General features: G+C 72.4%; 11 protein-coding genes, 1 tRNA gene, 1 rRNA gene and 2 pseudogenes. 13 read left to right on the forward strand and 2 right to left on the reverse strand.

The window, feature by feature from the left end; all coding sequences use genetic code 11:
- Nucleotides 1-52 precede the first annotated feature (52 nt).
- From rrf to HCN08_RS29535, 3 genes are all read left to right on the forward strand, one after another.
- Nucleotides 53-169 (forward strand): 5S ribosomal RNA (gene rrf / locus HCN08_RS29525).
- 140 nt (nucleotides 170-309) lie between these two features.
- Nucleotides 310-1,023, forward strand: coding sequence for a DegT/DnrJ/EryC1/StrS family aminotransferase (locus HCN08_RS29530; RefSeq protein ID WP_167986413.1), 714 nt, complete (start codon nucleotides 310-312; stop codon nucleotides 1,021-1,023).
- 61 nt (nucleotides 1,024-1,084) lie between these two features.
- Nucleotides 1,085-1,157: transfer RNA gene (locus HCN08_RS29535), tRNA-Thr, on the forward strand.
- Nucleotides 1,158-1,254: 97 nt separating this feature from the next.
- Here HCN08_RS29535 and HCN08_RS29540 read toward each other — a convergent pair.
- Nucleotides 1,255-3,894 (reverse strand): SpoIIE family protein phosphatase, encoded by a 2,640-nt coding sequence (locus tag HCN08_RS29540; protein WP_167986363.1) that lies wholly within the window; start codon nucleotides 3,892-3,894, stop codon nucleotides 1,255-1,257.
- Between the two features lie 340 nt (nucleotides 3,895-4,234).
- Here HCN08_RS29540 and HCN08_RS29545 point away from each other — a divergent pair, with 340 nt between their 5' ends.
- The 10 genes and pseudogenes from HCN08_RS29545 (at nucleotide 4,235) to HCN08_RS29590 (ending at nucleotide 19,408) form a co-directional block, all read left to right on the forward strand.
- Nucleotides 4,235-9,628: a hybrid sensor histidine kinase/response regulator gene (locus HCN08_RS29545; RefSeq protein WP_322974766.1), complete on the forward strand. Its 5,394-nt coding sequence runs from the start codon at nucleotides 4,235-4,237 to the stop codon at nucleotides 9,626-9,628.
- 256 nt (nucleotides 9,629-9,884) lie between these two features.
- The gene (locus HCN08_RS29550) at nucleotides 9,885-10,580 is read left to right on the forward strand and encodes a response regulator (RefSeq protein WP_167986415.1); all 696 of its coding nucleotides are present in this window, start codon (nucleotides 9,885-9,887) and stop codon (nucleotides 10,578-10,580) included.
- Nucleotides 10,581-10,708: 128 nt separating this feature from the next.
- Nucleotides 10,709-13,438, forward strand: a complete 2,730-nt coding sequence (locus HCN08_RS29555) for a DNA translocase FtsK (protein ID WP_167986364.1) — start codon at nucleotides 10,709-10,711, stop codon at nucleotides 13,436-13,438.
- Between the two features lie 265 nt (nucleotides 13,439-13,703).
- Nucleotides 13,704-14,513, forward strand: a complete 810-nt coding sequence (locus HCN08_RS29560; protein WP_167986365.1) for a helix-turn-helix domain-containing protein — start codon at nucleotides 13,704-13,706, stop codon at nucleotides 14,511-14,513.
- A gap of 60 nt (nucleotides 14,514-14,573) precedes the next feature.
- Nucleotides 14,574-16,208: a MiaB/RimO family radical SAM methylthiotransferase gene (locus HCN08_RS35825; protein ID WP_240970553.1), complete on the forward strand. Its 1,635-nt coding sequence runs from the start codon at nucleotides 14,574-14,576 to the stop codon at nucleotides 16,206-16,208.
- A 203-nt stretch (nucleotides 16,209-16,411) separates the two neighbouring features.
- A pseudogene (pgsA, locus tag HCN08_RS35830) lies at nucleotides 16,412-17,014 on the forward strand (CDP-diacylglycerol--glycerol-3-phosphate 3-phosphatidyltransferase); the annotation flags it as partial.
- Between the two features lie 186 nt (nucleotides 17,015-17,200).
- Nucleotides 17,201-17,641, forward strand: a pseudogene (locus tag HCN08_RS35835) (CinA family protein); the annotation flags it as partial.
- A 164-nt stretch (nucleotides 17,642-17,805) separates the two neighbouring features.
- Nucleotides 17,806-18,198 carry a helix-turn-helix domain-containing protein gene (locus HCN08_RS29580; protein ID WP_167986367.1) on the forward strand — a complete coding sequence of 131 codons (393 nt, stop codon included), beginning with the start codon at nucleotides 17,806-17,808 and terminating at the stop codon, nucleotides 18,196-18,198.
- 214 nt (nucleotides 18,199-18,412) lie between these two features.
- Nucleotides 18,413-18,883 carry a Dps family protein gene (locus tag HCN08_RS29585; RefSeq protein ID WP_167986368.1) on the forward strand — a complete coding sequence of 157 codons (471 nt, stop codon included), beginning with the start codon at nucleotides 18,413-18,415 and terminating at the stop codon, nucleotides 18,881-18,883.
- A gap of 75 nt (nucleotides 18,884-18,958) precedes the next feature.
- Entirely contained in the window at nucleotides 18,959-19,408 is a 450-nt protein-coding gene (locus HCN08_RS29590) for a hypothetical protein (RefSeq protein WP_167986369.1), read from the forward strand.
- A 39-nt stretch (nucleotides 19,409-19,447) separates the two neighbouring features.
- On the opposite strand, the gene HCN08_RS29595 is transcribed toward HCN08_RS29590, so the two are convergent.
- The gene (locus HCN08_RS29595; RefSeq protein ID WP_322974767.1) at nucleotides 19,448-20,254 is read right to left on the reverse strand and encodes a DNA-formamidopyrimidine glycosylase family protein; all 807 of its coding nucleotides are present in this window, start codon (nucleotides 20,252-20,254) and stop codon (nucleotides 19,448-19,450) included.
- Nucleotides 20,255-20,393: the final 139 nt, after the last annotated feature.

The raw sequence follows: 20,393 nt of genomic DNA on the forward strand, positions 1-20,393 counted from the left end.
CACCCCCGGGAGACCGGGGTGGTGCGGGTGTGTGGTGTGTGTTTCATGGTGTTTCGGTGGTCATAGCGTGAGGGAAACGCCCGGTCACATTCCGAACCCGGAAGCTAAGCCTTTCAGCGCCGATGGTACTGCAGGGGGGACCCTGTGGGAGAGTAGGACACCGCCGAGCAAATATTGATGGAGGCCCCGGCCCCCGAGCTTTGTCTCGTGGGCCGGGGCCTTTCTGCTGTCCGTCACCCGGCGTTCACATGCCGCCGGGACGCTTGACGCCCCGACAGGCGGAGGTGTGGAGACGTGCAGCAGACGACGATTGCCGGACGGCGGCACAGGATCGCTTCGGACACGACGGCCTCCGCGCTGCGTGACGTCCTGGAAGACCTGGGGATAGGGACCGGCGACGAGGTCATCGTGCCGTCCTTCGGTACGGGCGTGCCGGCCGATGCCGTACGGCTGTCGGGCGCGATACCCGTCTTCGCCGACATCGACCCCCGGACGTTCTGCCTGGACCCGGACGCGGTGGCGGCCGAGGTCACCCGGCGGACCGCGGCGATCGTGCCGTTGCACGTCTTCGGGCACCCCGCGCCCATGGCGCAGCTCGGCGCGCTCGCTGAGCGCTATGCGCTGGCGGTCGTGGAAGAGGCCGGGGTCGTGGAGGACGCCGGCGCGCTGGCCAGGCGCCGGGCGCACGCGCGGTTCCTGGACTCGGCGTTGACCGGTGTCGTGGTGCCGTACACCGCGCCGGGGGCGTACCACCGCTATCACCGCTACACCGTGCGGATACCGGGCAACGGGCGGCCGGACCGGGACGCGTTCGCCGCGGCGCTCGCCGCGCGCGGGGTGCGGGCGACGGTGAGTGTGCCGGTGCCGGTGCACCGGATGCCGGCGCACCGTACGGGCGACATCCTGCCGCAGACCGAGCGGGTGGCCGCGGACAGCCTGTCCCTGCCGGTGCATTCGGCTATCACCCAGCGGGAGTTGACGCACATCGCCGACACCTGCAACGCACTGGGTGGACTCATCTGAAGGGCCCCGCGGCCGAGTTTCCCGCACAGTCGTTCATGGGCTACGATCGTCCCGTCGACGCGCCCCAATAGCTCAGTCGGTAGAGCGTCTCCATGGTAAGGAGAAGGTCTACGGTTCGATTCCGTATTGGGGCTCTGGCAAAGAAAGGCCCCCCGCCGATGGCGGGGGGCCTTTCCTATTGCCCGTCCGATTCTGTGCCGTCCCGTGCCATCCCGACCTATCCCGTCGCGTTCAGCTTTCCGGCAGGGCCGGGACCCGCATCGCCAGGATGGCCATGTCGTCCGACGGTGCGTCCGAGGCGAAGCGTTCGACGGCGCGCTGGATTCGGGCCGCGACGGCGCCGGCGGTCAGCCCCGTACATGTGGCCAGCACGTCGGCGAGGCCGTCGTCGCCGAGCATCCGGGTGCCCTCGCGGCGTTCGGTCACGCCGTCCGTGACGCAGAGCAGGACGTCGCCCGGGTCGAGGGTGACGGACTGCTCGACGAGCTCCAGGTCGTCCATGACGCCGAGCAGCGGCTGCGGGTCGGCCGCCGGCTCCACCGTGCCGTCGGGGCGCAGCCGGAGCGGCAGCGGGTGGCCCGCGCACACCATGCGCAGCACGGCGCTGCCGTCGTGCTGCGGCCACAGCTCGCCGTACAGCAGGGTGAGGAAGCGGCTGCGGGCGCCTTCGTCGAGGATGGCGGCGTTGAGGCGCTCCAGGACGGCGGGACCGCCGAAGCCCTCGCGGGCCAGCAGCCGCAGGGCGTGCCGGGCAAGGCCCGTGACGGCGGCGGCCTCCGGGCCCGTACCGCACACGTCGCCGATGGCGAAGCCCCAGCAGCCGTCGCGGATCGGGAAGAGGTCGTAGAAGTCGCCGCCGACCTCGTTGCCTTCGCCCGCGGCGCGGTAGACGACCTCGACCTCGACGCCGGGGACGCGGGGGAGCTCCGGCGGGAGGAGGCTGCGCTGGAGGGCCTGGCTGATGGCGGTGCGCTCGCTGTAGAGGCGGGCGTTGTCCAGGGCGAGGGCGGCGCGGCGGGAGAGGTCCTCGGCGAGCTCCAGGATCTCCTGGCGGAAGCGCTCGTCGGAGGGCTTGCCGAGGGTGAGCATGCCGATGACGCGGTTGCGGGCGACCAGCGGCAGGACGACGGTCTCGCCGCCGACGGCGGCTGCGGTGGCCAGGGCGACGCCCGGCGCGCTGGCGGGGCGGCCGGGGATCGCGGCGGGGCCGCTCGGGCCGACGCCGAGGCTGCGCAGGGAGGCGCGCAGCGCGCTGGAGTGGGCGGCGTCGGAGGGGGCGGTCCAGGCGCGGGCGCCGGGGGTCGGGTCGGGCTCGGGCGGGCGGACCTGGGAGAGCAGGGCTTTGATGCCGTCGATGCGGTCCTCGTCCTCGTGCAGGACGAAGGCGAGTTCGGGTTCCGACTGCTCGGCGATGGTGTAGACGGCGCACCAACTGGCCAGTGTCGGCACGGTCATCTGCGCCATGAGCGCGAGCGTCTGGTCGCGTTCGAGGGTGCCGGCGAGCAGGTCGGAGGCTTCGACGAGGAAGGACAGCGAGCCGCGGCGCAGCCGCTCCAGCTCGGTGAGGCGGGCGCTCTCGACGGCCAGTGCGATGCGGTCGGCGGCGAACTGCAGCCGCAGCGCCTCCTGGTTGGAGTAGCGGCCGGGTGCTTCCGCGGCGACGCCGAGGGAGCCGGTGAGCCGGCCCTCGACCTTGAGCGGCACGGTGACGACCGAGCGCATGCCGGTGCCGGACAGCAGCGGGACGGCGCCGGGGACGGCGGTGAGGTCCTCGTGGACGGCGGGCATGCGGGCGCTGCCGTAGCGGCCGGTGCCGGCCTCGACGGGGACGCGGGCGAAGCGCTGGCGGGCCGAGGGCAGGCCGGTGGAGGCGCGTACTTCCAGTTCGGTCTCGTCGTCGGTGGCGAGCAGCAGGTAGGCGGCGTCGCCGTCGAGCATGTCGCGAGCGCGTTCGACAGTGCGCTGGAGCAGGCCGTCGAGGTCGTCGGGAGCGGGGGAGCCGATGAAGACCTCGAAGGCGTCGGCGTTCTTGCCGCGCTGGGTCATGCCGGACTCCGACGGGGCGGGGCCGCGGGCCGGGGTCTCCAGGACGGCGCGCTCCTCGGCGCGCACCAGCAGGCAGACCGTCGACGGTTCGCCGGAGCTGTCGCGGACCCGCAGGTGGGAGCCGTACACGGGCAGGACGCGGCCGTCGCCGTTGCGCAGCCCGTAGGTGCCCTCCCAGCGGGAGAGCTGGAGGGCCTCGGCGAGGCCGATGCCGGTGCCGGGGGTCTGCGGCCAGGCGGTGAGGTCGGCGAGGGACTTGCCGACGACGTCGGCGGCGGCGTGCCCGAACAGCTCCGCGGCGTCGTCGTTCCAGCGGGTGATGGTGCCCTTCCGGTCGACCTGGACGACGGCGACCCGTACCCGCTCGTCGGCGACGGGCAGGTCGGCGGGGGCCAGCTGCGGGCCTGCCGAGCGGGTGCCGGCCGGGCGCTCGGGCAGGTCGAGCTGGAACCAGACGTGCTTGCCCGCCGCGGTGTACTCCACGCCCCAGCGGCTGGCGAGGGCGGCGCACAGCAGCAGGCCGCGCCCGCCTTCGTGGTCGGGGTCGCGGTGCGGCCGGCCGCGGCCCTGGAGCGGTACCTCGCGCTCCGGGTAGTGGTCGGCGACCTCGACGCGTACGGCGGTCTCGTAGCGCAGGCAGCGCACGTCGGCCGCGGTGCCGGCGTGGACGACGGCGTTGGTGACGAGTTCGCTGGTCAGCACGACCGCGTCGTCGACGACGTCGGCGAAGCCCCAGCCGTGGAGGGTGTCGCGCACGAAGGCCCTGGCCACGGCGACGGACCTGCCGACCGGTTCGAAGCTGGCCGATGCCCGAGCCGTGATCACGGATCTCCTCATGACGGATGCGGTGGTCTCCCGCAGGCGCTGCCGGTGCGGTCGGTGTGCGGTCTCCCGCTCGTGCACCGTGCGTCGTCCTGCCATCAGGCAAGGCTAGTGCGTCGGGCCGCGGGCGTCCCGTGCGCCTGTCAAACCGGAACACACGGCACCGCATGGCGGGCGTACGCGGGGCGTACGGGGGTGTGCACGGGTGGCGACGCCGCTTACCGCCAACGACTCCGTTGCGCACGGGTTACGCAGGATGTTGTCGGCCCGGTGCGCGGAAGTGGAAGACTGGAGGGGCCCACTCGGGTACATGCAGGTCGATCGACCCTCCAGGAGGGACACGGTGGAGTCTGGCGCATCGGCGCGGGGCACGGTCACGCGTACGAAGAACGGTCGTTCCCGGTCCGGCGGGACCGTCGAGGTCGACTCGGCCGCGCTCACCAAGCTGCTCGCCGCGCTGTCGGCGATGCGGGACGGCAACTTCCGCCGCCGCCTGACGGTGACCGGTGACGGTGCCATGGCGGAGATCGCCGCGGTCTTCAACGAGGTCGCGGACCGTAACCAGCATCTCACAGGCGAGCTGGCCCGGGTGCGCCGCGTGGTCGGCCGGGAGGGCAAGCTCACCGAGCGGCTGGACGTCGGGGCGTGCGAGGGCGCGTGGGCGGCGGCGATCGAGGCGTCGAACTCGCTGGTGGAGGATCTGGTACGGCCGGTCTCGGACGTGGGCCGGGTGCTGTCGGCGGTGGCCGAGGGCGATCTGGAGCAGCGCATGGACCTGCGCGCCCAGAACGCGGACGGCTCCACGCACCCGCTGCGCGGCGAGTTCCTGAAGGTCGGCCGGACGGTCAACGGCCTGGTCGACCAGCTGTCGGCGTTCACCGACGAGGTCACGCGGGTGGCCAGCGAGGTCGGCACCGAGGGCAAGCTCGGCGGGCAGGCGAAGGTGCGCGGGGCGGCGGGGTCCTGGAAGGACCTGACGGACTCCGTCAACACCATGGCGTACCGGCTGACGGCGCAGGTGCGCGATATCGCGCTGGTGACGACGGCGGTGCTCAAGGGCGACCTGTCGCGCAAGGTCACCGTGCATGTCGCGGGCGAGATGCTGGAGCTGAAGAACACCGTCAACACGATGGTGGACCAGCTGTCGTCGTTCTCCTCCGAGGTGACGCGGGTCGCGCGGGAGGTCGGCACCGAGGGTGTGCTGGGCGGTCAGGCGCAGGTGCCGGGCGTGGCCGGGGTGTGGAAGGACCTCACCGACTCGGTGAACCTGATGGCCGGCAACCTGACGGCCCAGGTGCGGGACATCGCGCAGGTCACGACCGCGGTCGCCAACGGCGACCTGACGCAGAAGATCACCATCGGGGCGCGGGGCGAGGTCGCGCAGCTCGCCGAGACGATCAACGCGATGACCGAGACGCTGCGGATCTTCGCCGACGAGGTGACCCGGGTCGCGGGCGAGATCGGCGCCGAGGGCCAGCTCGGCGGGCAGGCGCAGGTGCCGGGGGCCGCGGGCACGTGGAAGGACCTCACCGACTCCGTCAACACCGCTTTCCGCAACCTGACGGCCCAGGTGCGGGACATCGCGCAGGTCACGACAGCGGTGGCGGGCGGCGACCTGTCGCAGAAGGTCACGGTGGACGTCTCCGGCGAGATGCTGGAGCTGAAGAACACCGTGAACACGATGGTCGACCAGCTGTCGGCCTTCGGCGCCGAGGTGACGCGGGTGGCCCGCGAGGTCGGCGTCGAGGGCATCCTGGGCGGGCAGTCGCAGGTGCCGGGCGCTGCGGGGACGTGGAAGGACCTGACGGACTCGGTCAACACGGCCTTCCGGAACCTCACCGGCCAGGTCCGCAACATCGCGCAGGTCACGACGGCGGTCGCCAACGGCGATCTGTCGCAGAAGGTCACGGTGGACGTCTCCGGCGAGATGCTGGAGCTGAAGAACACCGTGAACCGCATGGTGGACCAGCTCGGCTCGTTCGCCGCGCAGGTGACGCGGATGGCCACGGACGTGGGTACGGAGGGGCGGCTCGGCGGCCAGGCGCGGGTGGACGGCGTCAGCGGCACGTGGAAGGACCTCACGGACTCCGTCAACTTCATGGCCGGCAACCTCACCTCGCAGGTGCGGCAGATCGCGCAGGTGACGACGGCGGTGGCGCGCGGTGACCTGTCGCAGAAGATCGACGTGGACGCGCGCGGCGAGATCCTGGAGCTGAAGAACACCATCAACACGATGGTGGACCAGCTGTCGTCGTTCGCCGAGCAGGTGACCCGGGTGGCCCGTGAGGTGGGCACCGAGGGGCGGCTGGGCGGCCAGGCGCAGGTGCCGGGTGTGGCCGGCGTGTGGCGCGACCTGACGGACTCGGTGAACTTCATGGCCGGGAACCTGACGGCGCAGGTCCGCAACATCGCGCAGGTCGCGACGGCGGTGGCGCGCGGTGACCTGTCGCAGAAGATCGACGTGGACGCGCGCGGCGAGATCCTGGAGCTGAAGAACACCCTGAACACGATGGTGGACCAGCTGTCGTCGTTCGCCGAGCAGGTGACCCGGGTGGCGCGGGAGGTCGGCACCGAGGGCATCCTGGGCGGCCAGGCCGAGGTCAAGGGCGTCAGCGGGACGTGGAAGGACCTCACGCAGTCCGTCAACTTCATGGCGAACAACCTCACCAGCCAGGTCCGCAACATCGCCGACGTCACCAGCGCGGTCGCGCAGGGCGACCTGTCGCGGAAGATCACCGTCGACGCCAAGGGCGAGATCCTGGCGCTGGTGACCACGGTGAACACCATGGTGGACACGCTGTCGGCGTTCGGTGACGAGGTGACCCGGGTGGCCCGCGAGGTGGGCACGGAGGGCCAGCTCGGCGGCCAGGCGCGGGTGCGGGACGCCTCGGGCATCTGGAAGGACCTCACCGACAACGTCAACCTGATGGCGAACAACCTGACCAGCCAGGTGCGTTCGATCTCGTCGGTGGCCACCGCCGTCGCCAACGGCGACCTGACCAAGAAGATCACGGTCGAGGCGCGCGGCGAGGTCGCGCAGCTCGCCGAGACCATCAACACGATGGTGGACACGCTGTCCGCGTTCGGTGACGAAGTGACGCGCGTGGCCCGCGAGGTGGGCACCGAGGGCATCCTCGGCGGCCAGGCGCGGGTGCCGGGCGTCGCGGGCACGTGGAAGGACCTGACCGAGTCCGTCAACGGCATGGCGTCCAACCTGACGGGCCAGGTGCGGCAGATCGCCCAGGTCACGACGGCGGTCGCGCGCGGCGACCTGTCCAAGAAGATCGACGTGGACGCGCGCGGCGAGATCCTGGAGCTCAAGACGACCATCAACACGATGGTCGGGCAGCTGTCCGCGTTCGGTGACGAGGTCACCCGGGTGGCGCGCGAGGTGGGCACCGAGGGGCGGCTGGGCGGCCAGGCCCGGGTGCCGGGCGTCTCCGGCATCTGGAAGGACCTGACCGAGTCCGTCAACCTGATGGCCAACAACCTCACCAGCCAGGTCCGCAACATCGCCCAGGTCGCCACCGCGGTGACCCGCGGCGACCTGAACCTGCGGATCGACGTGGACGCCGCCGGCGAGATCCTGGAGCTCCAGGACTACATCAACACGATGATCGTGCGCCTGCGCGAGACCACGCTGGCGAACAAGGAGCAGGACTGGCTCAAGGGCAACCTGGCCCGTATCTCCGGCCTGATGCAGGGCCGCCGGGATCTGGGCGACGTGGCCGCGCTCATCATGAGCGAGCTGACGCCGGTGGTCTCCGCGCAGCACGGCGCCTTCTTCCTGGCCGAGGACACCACCGAGGTCGGCGAGGAGTACGAGCTGCGGCTGCGCGGCTCGTACGGCTTCTCGCGGCGCAGCATGTCGACGGTGTTCCTGCCGGGCGAGGGGCTGATCGGGCAGGCCGCGGTGGAGAAGCGGTCGATCCTCGTCGAGCATGTCCCGCCGGGTTATCTGAAGATCACCTCGGGGCTCGGGGACGCGCCGCCGTCGCATGTCATCGTGCTGCCGGTGCTGTTCGAGGGCCGGGTGCTGGGCGTGATCGAGCTGGCGGCGTTCCAGCCGTTCACGCAGATCCAGAAGGACTTCCTCAACCAGATCACCGACATCATCGCGATCAGCGTCAACACCATCAGCGTCAACACCAAGACGGAGTACCTGCTCAAGCAGTCGCAGGAGCTGGCCGAGCAGTTGCAGGAACGGTCTGCCGAGCTGGAGAACCGGCAGCGGGCCCTGCAGCTGTCGAACGCCGAACTGGAGGAGAAGGCCGAGCTGCTGGCCCGGCAGAACCGCGACATCGAGGTGAAGAACACCGAGATCGAGGAGGCCCGGCAGGTCCTGGAGGAGCGTGCCGAGCAGCTCGCGGTCTCGATGCGCTACAAGTCGGAATTCCTCGCCAACATGTCGCACGAGCTGCGCACCCCGCTCAACTCGCTGCTGATCCTTGCCAAGCTGCTCGCCGACAACGGCGACGGCAACCTGTCGCCCAAGCAGGTGGAGTTCGCCGAGACGATCCACGGGGCGGGCTCTGACCTGCTGCAGCTGATCAACGACATCCTGGACCTGTCGAAGGTCGAGGCCGGCAAGATGGACGTCTCGCCGACCCGTATCGCGCTGGTGCAGCTGGTGGACTACGTGGAGGCCACCTTCCGGCCGCTGACCGCGGAGAAGGGCCTGGACTTCTCGGTGCGGGTCTCGCCGGAGCTGCCGGTGACGCTGCACACCGACGAGCAGCGGCTGCTGCAGGTGCTGCGCAACCTGCTGTCGAACGCGGTGAAGTTCACCGACAGCGGCTCGGTGGAGCTGGTGATCCGGCCGGCCGGCAGCGAGGTGCCGCAGTCGATCCGCGAGCAGCTGCTGGAGGCGGGCACGCTGCGCAGCCCGGACGCGCCGCTGATCGCGTTCTCGGTGACGGATACGGGGATCGGTATCGCGGCCGGCAAGATGCGGGTGATCTTCGAGGCGTTCAAGCAGGCCGACGGCACCACCAGCCGCAAGTACGGCGGTACGGGCCTGGGCCTGTCGATCAGCCGGGAGATCGCCCGGCTGCTCGGCGGCGAGATCCACGCCGACAGCCAGCCCGGCCGCGGCTCCACCTTCACGCTGTACCTGCCGCTGAGCCTGGGCGGCGACGCGGAGGTGCCGCCGGCCGTTCCGCAGCTGACGAGCGGCTCGGGCGAGGCGGACGGCGCCACCGGGGCCCGCACCCGCGGCCCCGGCAGCAGCCTGGCCCGGCTGCGCCGCCGCTCGGCCCAGCCCGCCCCGCTGCCCGCGGCGCAGTCGCAGGACGGCGCGGCGCAGGGGCAGTGGGAGCAGGGGGACGAGGCGGGCGGTTTCTCGGGCTTCTCCGGCGGCTTCAGCGGCGAGAAGGTGCTGATCGTCGACGACGACATCCGCAACGTCTTCGCCCTGACCAGCGTCCTGGAGCAGCACGGCCTGACCGTGCTGTACGCCGAGAACGGGCGGGAGGGCATCGAGGTGCTGGAGCAGCACGACGACATCGCGATCGTGCTGATGGACATCATGATGCCGGAGATGGACGGCTACGCCACGACGACGGCGATCCGCAAGATGCCGCAGTTCGCCGGGCTGCCGATCATCGCGCTGACGGCGAAGGCGATGAAGGGCGACCGGGAGAAGAGCATCGAGTCGGGCGCGTCGGACTATGTCGCCAAACCGGTGGACACCGACCATCTGCTGACCCTGATGGAGCAGTGGATGCACGCCCGTTGAGGGGCCGGCGGAGCAGTGGTACCAAAAAAGTTGAAGTTTTACCGACTGTGGCCTGCGTCACGGGTGTGAGGACGAGAGGATCAGGGAACCTTCTCGTCTCCGCCGGCGTTTTCGGTGTGTGGTGAGTGACGTGACGGTGACAGGGTGTGGCGAACGGTGGGGTGCGGCTACCATGACCGGCACAAGGACGGGCGGCGCGACGGAGTCGTCCCTGGGGGCGGCGACCGGCGCGATGCCGGGGCGAGGAGGGCGGGCCATGGTGCAGAAGGCCAAGATCCTCCTGGTCGATGACCGGCCGGAGAACCTGCTGGCGCTGGAGGCGATTCTCTCGGCGCTCGATCAGACTCTGGTCAGGGCATCGTCCGGGGAGGAAGCGCTCAAAGCGCTGCTCACCGATGATTTCGCGGTGATCCTGCTCGATGTGCAGATGCCGGGCATGGACGGTTTCGAGACCGCGGCGCACATCAAGCGGCGGGAGCGGACGCGGGACATCCCGATCATCTTCCTGACCGCGATCAACCACGGCCCGCACCACACCTTCCGGGGGTACGCGGCGGGCGCGGTCGACTACATCTCCAAGCCGTTCGACCCGTGGGTGCTGCGGGCCAAGGTGTCGGTGTTCGTCGACCTGTACATGAAGAACTGCCAGCTGCGCGAGCAGGCCGGACTGCTGCGGCTGCAACTGGAGCAGGGCGCCCCGGCGGGTGCCGGCTCCAACGGCTCCAACGGCTCGAAGGAGCCCGCGGGCCTGCTCGCCGAGCTGTCCGCCCGCCTCGCGGCGGTCGAGGAGCAGGCGGAGGCGCTGAGCAAGCAGCTCGGCGAGGGCGCGGACGCGGCGGCGGTGGCCACCGCGGCGCACCTGGAGCGCAAACTGACCGGCCTGCGGCGGGCGCTGGACGCGCTGGAGCCCGGCAGCGGCAGCGGGATCGTCCGGCAGCAGCCCGGCGAGTAAGGGCGGGAGCGCCGCAAGGCAACGCAGGTTGACGCCGCGTCAACGTGGCGCCGTGGACCATACGACACGAACGGGCGTATCCGCGGGCGGGCGTGTTCACCGATCACAGGAACGGTAACCTCGGCACCATGGCCCCACGTACGTCCGGCACCGCCAAGAAAGCCCCGGCGAAGCCTGCGGCCAGGAAGCCCCCCGCGAAGAAGCCCGCGGCCAAGGGCGCCGCCGCGAAACCGCCCGCCAAGAAGGCGGCTGCGGCGCCCAAAGCCGCCCCAAAACCGGCGCCGTCGCCGACCAGCGGCATCCTGCGGATGTTCCGCGCCCTGTGGCTGGGCCTCGCCCACACCGTCGGCGCCCTGCTGCGGCACATAGGGCGCGGCGCCCGCGGCCTCGACCCCGCGCACCGCAAGGACGGCCTCGGCCTGCTGCTCATCGGCCTGACGCTGGTGGTCGCCGCCGGCACCTGGTCCAATCTGCGCGGCCCGGTCGGCGACCTGGTCGAGCTGCTGGTCACCGGGGCCTTCGGGCGGCTGGACCTGCTGGTGCCGCTGCTGCTCGGCGCGATCGCCGTGCGGGTGATGCGCCACCCCGAGCAGCCCGAGGCCAACGGCCGGATCGTGATCGGCCTGTCCGCCCTGGTCATCGGCACCCTGGGCCTGATCCACCTGGCGTGCGGCTCGCCGACCCGCAGCGACGGGGCGAGCGCGCTGCGCGACGCCGGCGGCCTGATCGGCTGGGCCGCCGCCTCGCCGCTCCTCTACACCGTCGGGGCGTTCCTCGCCGCGCCGCTGCTGCTGCTCGTCACCGTCTTCGGGCTGCTCGTCGTCACCGCCACGCCGGTCAACGCGATCCCGCAGCGGCTGCGCGCCGCCGGCGCCCGGCTGGGCCTGTACGCCCCGCCGCCGGACCCCGACGCCGTACCGCTGGAGGAGTTCTTCGACGACCAGGAGCAGGCCCTGCCCGGGGACGGCGAGGACGACTCGCCGGTCCGGCGGCTCCCGCTGCGGCTGCGCAAGAGCGCCGACGAGCCGTACGACATAGAGAGCGCCGACGCCGCCGACCCGGCCGCCGCCGCGCACGCCGCCGCCGGGGAGGAGCCCAAGCCGCGCCGCAGGCCCCGCCGCCGCGCCGAGGCGCTGCCCGCCGGCGCGCAGGGGCCCGACGCGGTGGACGTGGCCGCCCAGGCCGCCGCGGCGCTGGACGGCGCCGTGCTGCACGGCCTGCAGCCCTCGCCGCTGGTCGCCGACCTCACCAGCGGGCTGCGCAAGAACCCGGTCCCGGCCGCCCGCGCCGAGGACGACGGCGATTCGGGCGTACCGGACCTGACCAAGCAGAGCCCCGAGGCCGGCGAGCCGCTGCCGCCGCGGGCCGAGCAGCTGCAGCTGTCCGGCGACATCACCTACGCGCTGCCGTCCCTGGACCTGCTGGAGCGCGGCGGCCCCGGCCGTACCCGCAGCGCCGCCAACGACGCGGTGGTGGCCGCGCTCACCCAGGTCTTCACCGAATTCAAGGTCGACGCCGTCGTCACCGGCTTCACCCGCGGCCCGACGGTCACCCGCTACGAGGTCGAGCTGGGCGCGGCGGTGAAGGTCGAGCGGATCACCGCGCTGGCCAAGAACATCGCATACTCCGTCGCCAGCCCCGACGTGCGGATCATCAGCCCGATCCCCGGCAAGTCGGCGGTCGGCATCGAGATCCCCAACAGCGACCGCGAGATGGTCAACCTCGGCGACGTGCTGCGCTCGGCGGAGGCCGCCGGCGAGGACCACCCGATGACGGTCGCGCTCGGCAAGGACGTCGAGGGCGGCTACGTCATGGCCAACCTCGCGAAGATGCCGCACGTCCTGGTCGCCGGCGCCACCGGCTCCGGCAAGTCCTCCTGCATCAACTGCCTCATCACCTCCGTGCTGGCCCGCGCGACCCCGGACGAGGTGCGCATGGTGCTGGTCGATCCCAAGCGCGTGGAGCTGACCGCGTACGAGGGCATCCCGCACCTGATCACGCCGATCATCACCAACCCCAAGCGGGCCGCCGAGGCCCTGCAATGGGTGGTGCGCGAGATGGACCTGCGGTACGACGACCTGGCCGCGTACGGCTTCCGGCACATCGACGACTTCAACGCGGCGGTGCGCTCCGGGCGGGCCAAGACCCCGGAGGGCAGCGAGCGCGAGCTGGCGCCGTACCCGTACCTGCTGGTGATCGTGGACGAGCTGGCCGACCTGATGATGGTCGCGCCGCGCGACGTCGAGGACGCCATCGTCCGTATCACGCAGCTCGCGCGGGCCGCCGGCATCCACCTGGTGCTGGCCACGCAGCGGCCGAGCGTCGATGTCGTCACCGGGCTGATCAAGGCGAACGTGCCGTCGCGGCTGGCCTTCGCCACCTCCTCGCTCGCCGACAGCCGGGTCATCCTGGACCAGCCGGGCGCCGAGAAGCTCATCGGAAAAGGCGACGGCCTGTTCCTGCCCATGGGCGCGAACAAGCCGATCCGCATGCAGGGCGCCTTCGTCACCGAGGACGAGGTCGCCAAGGTCGTCGACCACTGCAAGGCGCAGCTCACGCCGACGTACCGCAGCGACGTCACCGTCGGCAGCGGGCCGAAGAAGGAGATCGACGAGGAGATCGGCGACGACCTGGACCTGTTGTGCCAGGCCGCGGAGCTGGTGGTCTCCACGCAGTTCGGCTCGACGTCGATGCTTCAGCGCAAACTGCGTGTGGGCTTCGCCAAGGCGGGAAGGCTGATGGACCTGATGGAGTCGCGCGGCATCGTCGGCCCCAGCGAGGGGTCGAAGGCGCGCGACGTGATGGTGAAGGCGGACGAGCTCGACGGAGTCCTGGCGGAGATCCGCGGCGGGGCGTGACGCGCGGCCGGGTCGGCGCGCGGCGCGTGGCGTCCGGTGCGTCCGGCGCAGGTGGTGCCCCGCCGGGTGCGCCCGGCGCGCGACACGCGCACGCCGGGGAAAACCGCCGGAATCATCGGGCAACCGTTTGATCTGTTCGTACGTCAACTTCGGCAGGGAGGTCGGCATCCTGATGGCGTACACATTCCGGCCGTCACCTTGCCCCCCGGTTTCGGACCCCCCGTAGACTGAATTCCCAGCGGCTGCACGCTCGAAAGGCGCCCTCGTGTCCCTCGGCAACACGCCCACCGAAGACCGGCCTTCGGTCGGTCACGCCCTCGCTCAGGCCCGCATCGCCGCCGGGCTCTCCGTCGACGAGGTCAGCACCGTCACCCGGGTGCGCGTCCCGATCGTGCAGTCGATCGAGCAGGACGACTTCTCCCGCTGCGGTGGTGACGTCTACGCGCGCGGCCACATCCGTACGCTCGCACGTGCCGTGGGCCTCGATCCGGAGCCGCTGATCGCGCAGTACGCGGCCGAGCACGGCGCCGAGGTCGTACCGCCGCCGGTCGCGCCCGTCTACTCCGCCGAGAAGATCAAGTCCGAGCCGCGCCGGCCCAACTGGACGGCCGCCATGGTCGCCGCCATCGTCGCGGTCATCGGCTTTGTCGGCTACACCGCCTTCACCGGCGGCGACGACGGCAACAAGCCCAAGGCCGACCCGGCGCCGCCCACCCCGAGCAGCGCCAGCACGACGCCCTCGGTCCAGGCCACGCAGGGCACCCTGCCGCCCACGCCCGACCCCTCGGAGAGCGCCATCGCCGCGGCGCCGCCCGGCAAGGTCACGGTCAAGCTCACCGTGGAGGGCAGCAGCAGCTGGGTCCAGGCCACCGACCACAACGGCAAGCGGCTCTTCGAGGGCTCGCTCACCAAGGGCAAGTCGGAGACCTTCACCGACGACAAGAAGATCAAGCTGATCGTCGGCAACGCGGGCGCGGTGCAGCTGTTCGTCAACGGCAAGGACGTCGGCCCGGCGGGTGCGACCGGCCAGGTCGTACGGCTCACCTACACCCCCGGGGACCCGACGCAGGGCTGACGGAAGGCGGAGGCGGGCGAGGGGCGAGGGGTCCGACAGGGCAGCGGGTAATCTGAGTGCATGCCCGAAACCCGTACCGTCGCCCTTGTCACGCTCGGATGCGCCCGTAACGAAGTGGACTCGGAGGAGCTCGCCGGACGGCTCGCGGCGGACGGCTGGCTGCTGGTCGAGGACGCCGCGCACGCCGATGTCGCCGTCGTCAACACCTGCGGCTTCGTCGAGGCGGCCAAGAAGGACTCCGTGGACGCGCTGCTGGAGGCCAACGACCTGAAGGATCACGGCCGTACGCAGGCCGTCGTCGCCGTCGGCTGCATGGCCGAGCGGTACGGGAAGGAGCTGGCCGACGCGCTCCCCGAAGCCGACGCCGTCCTCGGCTTCGACGACTACGCCGACATCTCCGACCGGCTGCGGACGATCCTGTCCGGCGGCATCCACGCCGCGCACACCCCGCGCGACCGGCGCAAGCTGCTGCCGGTCAGCCCGGCGGAGCGGCAGGCGTCAACGGTGGCGCTGCCGGGTCACTCGCAGGTGGGTCACTCGAACGGCGGTACCTCGGCGGGTGGCCGGGGGGCGGTGGGGGGTCCCGGGGCCAGCGGTTCCGCAGCGGGGGGCCCGGCGGCGGAAGGTGCCGCGGTGCAGGGTTCTGCGGCGGAGGGTGCTGCGGTGCAGGGTTCTGCGGCGGAGGGTCCCGCGGTGGACCTCGCCGATCTTCCGGACGGCGTCGCGCCCGCCTCGGGGCCGCGCCCGCCGCTGCGGCGCCGGCTGGACTCCGGGCCCGTCGCCTCGGTGAAGCTCGCCTCCGGCTGCGACCGGCGCTGCACCTTCTGCGCCATCCCCTCCTTCCGCGGCTCCTTCATCTCCCGCCGCCCCTCCGACGTCCTCGGTGAGACGCGCTGGCTGGCCGAGCAGGGCGTCCGCGAGGTGATGCTGGTCAGCGAGAACAACACCTCGTACGGCAAGGACCTCGGCGACATCCGGCTGCTGGAGACGCTGCTGCCGGAGCTCGCGGCGGTCGACGGCATCGAACGGGTCCGGGTCAGCTATCTGCAGCCCGCCGAGATGCGGCCCGGGCTCATCGACGTCCTGACCTCCACGCCCGGCGTCGTGCCGTACTTCGACCTGTCCTTCCAGCACTCCGCGGCCGGTGTGCTGCGGGCGATGCGGCGCTTCGGCGACACCGACCGCTTCCTGGAGCTGCTGGCCGCCATCCGGGCCAAGGCGCCGCAGGCGGGTGTGCGGTCCAACTTCATCGTCGGCTTCCCCGGCGAGAGCGAGGGCGACCTCGCCGAGCTCGAACGCTTCCTGACCGCCGCCCGGCTCGACGCGATCGGCGTGTTCGGCTACTCCGACGAGGAGGGCACCGAGGCCGCCGGCTACGACGGCAAGCTCGACGAGGACGTGGTCGCGGCGCGGCTGGCCCGGGTCTCCCGGCTCGCCGAGGAGCTGACCGCGCAGCGCGCCGAGGAGCGGGTCGGGGACACGGTGCAGGTGCTGGTCGAGGCCGTCGACGAGGAGACCGGCGAGATCACCGGGCGGGCCGACCACCAGGCGCCGGAGACGGACGGGCAGGTCGTGCTGGCCCCGGCGGTCCCCGGCTGGAAGGCGGAGCCCGGGACGTTCGTGACGGCGAAGGTGATCGCGGCGCAGGGCGTCGACCTGGTGGCCGAGCCGCTGGGCGGGGCGGTGGGCAGATGAGCGGGGCGCCCGCGCCGGCCGCGTCGCCCTCGCCGTCTTCTTCCTCTTCGTCGTCGTCCTCGTCCTCGTCGTCCGCTGCGTCGCCGTCTTCTGCGTCGTCGTCCGGCGCGGCCTCCTCGTCCGGGCCGTCCGCCTCCGCCCCCGGCTCGGCGGCTGCGGCGCCGGGCGGCGCGACGGGTTCGACGGTGGCCCCGGACGAGGTCATGGCCGGCGGGGCGGGGCCGCAGGGCGGCAAGCCGCGGCTCTGGAACGTCGCCAATCTGCTGACGATGACGCGGCTGGTGCTCGTGCCCGGCTTCGTCCTGCTGCTCGTCCACGGCGACGGGCACGACCCGGCGTGGCGCTCCTTCGCGTGGGCGGCGTTCGCCGTCGCGATGATCACCGACCTCTTCGACGGCGAGCTGGCCCGGCGGTACGGCCTCGTCACGGACTTCGGCAAGATCGCCGACCCGATCGCTGACAAGGCCATCATGGGCGCGGCGCTCATCGGCCTGTCGGGGCTGGGCGACCTGCCGTGGTGGGTGACCGCGGTGATCCTCTTCCGTGAGCTGGGCATCACGCTCATGCGCTTCTGGGTGATCCGGCACGGCGTGATCCCGGCGAGCCGCGGGGGCAAGCTCAAGACGCTCACGCAGGGCGTCGCCGTGGGGATGTACATCCTGGTGCTGACCGGGCCGCTGGCGAGCCTGCGGGCGTGGCTGATGGCCGCGGCGGTGGTGCTGACGGTGGCGACGGGCCTGGACTACGTACGGCAGGCCGTGGTGCTGCGGCGGGCGGGGCTCGCGGCGGAGCGGGCGGCGGCGCAGGGGGACGGGGCAGTCGGGCCGGACGGGGCTGCCGGGTCGGGCGGTGTGGCCGGGGCTGCCGGGTCGGGCGCGCAGGGTGCCGGCGAGGGCGCGGCCGGTTCCGCCGCGGAGGGCGGGGCGGCTGCCGGGGCCGAGCCCGCCGGGAGCACGGGGCCCGCCGCCGAGGCGCTGCGGCTGCTGGAGGAGCGGGGCTGGACGCTCGCGGTCGCGGAGTCGCTGACCGGCGGGCTGCTGGCCGCCGAGCTGACCGGGGTGCCGGGCGCGTCCCGCAGCTTCCGCGGTTCGGTGACGGCGTACGCGACCCCGCTCAAGGAGCAGCTGCTCGGCGTGGACGGCGCGCTGCTGGCCGCGCGCGGCGCGGTCGATCCGGACGTGGCCCGGCAGATGGCCCTCGGCGTACGGGACCGGCTCGGGGCCGACTGGGGCGCCGCCACGACCGGCGTCGCGGGTCCCGACCCGCAGGACGGGCAGCCGGTCGGCACGGTTTTCGTGGCGGTCGCGGGCCCGGACGGTTCCGTCCAGGTCGCGCCGCTGCTGCTCGCCGGGGACCGTACGGCGATCCGCCGCGCCTCGGTCGGCGCCGTGCTCGATCTGCTCCTCGAACAGCTGCGGAAGACCTTCGAATAACGGCTGCGGTGTGCGTTCGGCGGCGGTGGGCAGGGAAGAACACAGGGGGATGTGATGTTTGCAGCCCTGAGTGAACACGTCTTCGCTCCCCGCACGGCTGGTGTCCGAGGCGGTACGGTGGGGCGAGAAGGATGCGGTACCGCGATCCGAGGAGGGAGCCACCGATGATTCTGCTCCGTCGCCTGCTGGGTGACGTGCTGCGTCGGCAGCGCCAGCGCCAGGGCCGCACCCTGCGCGAGGTCTCCTCGTCCGCCCGGGTCTCGCTCGGCTATCTCTCAGAGGTCGAGCGGGGGCAGAAGGAGGCTTCCTCCGAACTGCTCTCGGCGATCTGCGAAGCCCTGGACGTGCCGATGTCCGAGGTGATGCGCGAGGTCAGCGACGATCTTTCGCTGGCGGAGCTGGCGCAGTCCGCGGCGTCCGAGACCACCGCGGCGCCCATGCGCCCGCTGCTCGGCACCGTTACGTCGGTCACGTCCGTCACGTCCGCTCCGGACGAACGGATCACCATCAAGGCCCCGAAGAAGTCCGCCGAAGCCGTGGACGTCGTCGCCGCCTGATCTTCCTGCCGTCGTCACCACCCGCCGCCGGGCCCACCGCCCGGCGGCGGTGCCGTGCGCGGGGGCCGTGTCCGGGGGCCGTGTCCGGGGGCTCCGGGGGGCGGTTTCGCTTTGCCGTGTTCGAAACGGCGAGGCAGGGTAGGCGGTGAGCGTCGGAAAACGGTCGAAACCGACCTGACCGGTCTGATGGCGTCGATCCGCTGGGAGATACCGCATGACTGTCGTGAAGAGCCCGCTGTCCGAACAGGACCTCAAGGTCGTCAGCGACGCCCTCCAGGGTGCGCTGGTGGATCTGCTCGACCTGTCGCTGCTGGCCAAGCAGGTGCACTGGAACGTGGTGGGGCCGCGCTTCCGCTCCATCCACCTCCAGCTCGACGAGGTCGTCAGCACCGCGCGCACGCACTCCGACACCGTGGCCGAGCGCGCCTCCGCCATCGGCGTCTCCCCTGACGGCAGGGCCGGCACGATCGCCAAGACCAGCGGCATCGACACGGTCACCGACGGCTGGGTCAAGGACGCCGAGGTCGTCGAGATCATGGTCGCGGCGCTGCACGCCGCCATCACCCGGATGCGGGAACGCATCGAGACGACGGAGAAGCCCGACCCCGTCACGCAGGACATCCTGATCGGCATCACCGCCGACCTGGAGAAATTCCACTGGATGTTCCAGGCCGAGAACGTCTGACCGCTCGCAGGGGGCAGCGCAGTCCGGGGCCGCACATGCGGCCCCGCCGCGAACTCGGGGTCGAAGGAGGCGGCCATGCGTCCGCTCCACCCGCTCCCGCTCCCGCTCCCCGTCACCTCCGCCGGCCCGCGCCCGAGCGCTGCGGCCTCCCGGGCCGCGCGCGGGCCCGCGACTCCGGCACCCCGCGCCGTCCCGTGCGCCGGGCAGGCGGGCGCGTCGCCGGTGGAGCCCGGCGCCCCCGCCGGCCGCCACGGTGCGGAGCCGGGCCGCTGCGAGCGCCCGGGCCGTCCGCGGTCGGCCTCGCGGCGGCTGCGCTGCGTCATCGGCGTGATCGGCGGCGTCCTGTGGTGGGGCGCGGTGTTCCGGTTCGCCGCCGGCCCGGGTGAGGCCGCCCCCTGGCTCAACGCTCTCGTCGCGGGCGGCTGGGGCCTTGGCCTCATACCGCTGCACGCCGTCCCCGCCCGCGCCTCCCGCCGCCGCACCGCCCGCGCCCGGCCCGCCGACCCCGCCCTGCGAACCCCGTGAGCCCGCCGCAACCCAAGAGCCGCTGACCCCGCGCAGCCCTCAGGCCCACTCGTCCGGCACCGGCCCCCGCTGGCAGCGCGGGCACCAGTACGCCACCCGCCGCTGGTCCGCCGGGCCGTGCTCACCGCCCCGCACCGCCGTACCGCAGCGCAGGCACGGCTGGTGCGCCCGGCCGTAGACCCAGTGCATACGGCCGCGCCGCGTATCGCCGGTCGTCACATGCCCGGGCCTGGCCTTGTTCGCCTCCAGCAGCCGCTTGGCGAGCACGACCAGCTTCTGCGGCGCCGGCACCTCGCCGAACGGCGTCCACGGCGTCACCCCGCGCAGGAAGCACAGCTCCGCCACATAGACGTTGCCGATCCCGGCGAGATTGCGCTGGTCCAGCAGCGCCTCACCCACCGGCCGGCCCGGCTCCGCCGCCAACCGCCGCAGCGCCTGCGCCGCATCCCAACCCGGCCCGAGCAGATCCGGCCCCAGATGGCCCACCACCTGCGGCTCGTCCTGCGTGGCCAGCAGAGCCAGCACCGGCAGCCGGTAGCCCACCGCCGTCCGCTCCTCGTCCCCGAGCACCGCCCGCACCTGGTGCTCGGGCCCGCCCCGCCACCGCTCACCGGGCGCGTACAGGTGCCAGGAGCCGTCCATCCGCAGATGCGAGTGCAGCGTCGTGTCCCCGTCCAGCCGGGTCAGCAGGTGCTTGCCCCGCGGCACCACCTCCAGCACCCGGCGGCCGGTGAGGTCCACCGTCGCCAGCTGCGGCACCCGCAGGTCGGCGCGCACCAGCTCCCGCCCGGCGAGCGCCGCATGCAGCCGCCGGGCCGTCAGCCAGACCGTGTCTCCTTCAGGCACTCCTCCATCATGCCGCCCCCGCCCGACATACCCCCGGGCCGCCCGGCGGCGCGCACGCTCCTCCCCGCCATGACCGCTAGGGCCTGTTTTAAAAGTAGCGTCGTCCCGCCCGTAAGGGCGGGGGCCGGCGGGGCTGGGT

Source organism: Actinacidiphila epipremni, assembly GCF_012034175.1.
GTDB lineage: Bacteria > Actinomycetota > Actinomycetes > Streptomycetales > Streptomycetaceae > Actinacidiphila > Actinacidiphila epipremni.

Bases quoted from the DNA above. Each gene is read 5' to 3' on its own strand.
- HCN08_RS29550 (WP_167986415.1), top strand. From the start codon at position 9,885: ATGGTGCAGAAGGCCAAGATCCTCCTGGTCGATGACCGGCCGGAGAAC.
- HCN08_RS29585 (WP_167986368.1), top strand. From the start codon at position 18,413: ATGACTGTCGTGAAGAGCCCGCTGTCCGAACAGGACCTCAAGGTCGTC.
- HCN08_RS29580 (WP_167986367.1), top strand. From the start codon at position 17,806: ATGATTCTGCTCCGTCGCCTGCTGGGTGACGTGCTGCGTCGGCAGCGC.
- HCN08_RS35825 (WP_240970553.1), top strand. From the start codon at position 14,574: ATGCCCGAAACCCGTACCGTCGCCCTTGTCACGCTCGGATGCGCCCGT.
- HCN08_RS29590 (WP_167986369.1), top strand. From the start codon at position 18,959: ATGCGTCCGCTCCACCCGCTCCCGCTCCCGCTCCCCGTCACCTCCGCC.
- HCN08_RS29555 (WP_167986364.1), top strand. From the start codon at position 10,709: ATGGCCCCACGTACGTCCGGCACCGCCAAGAAAGCCCCGGCGAAGCCT.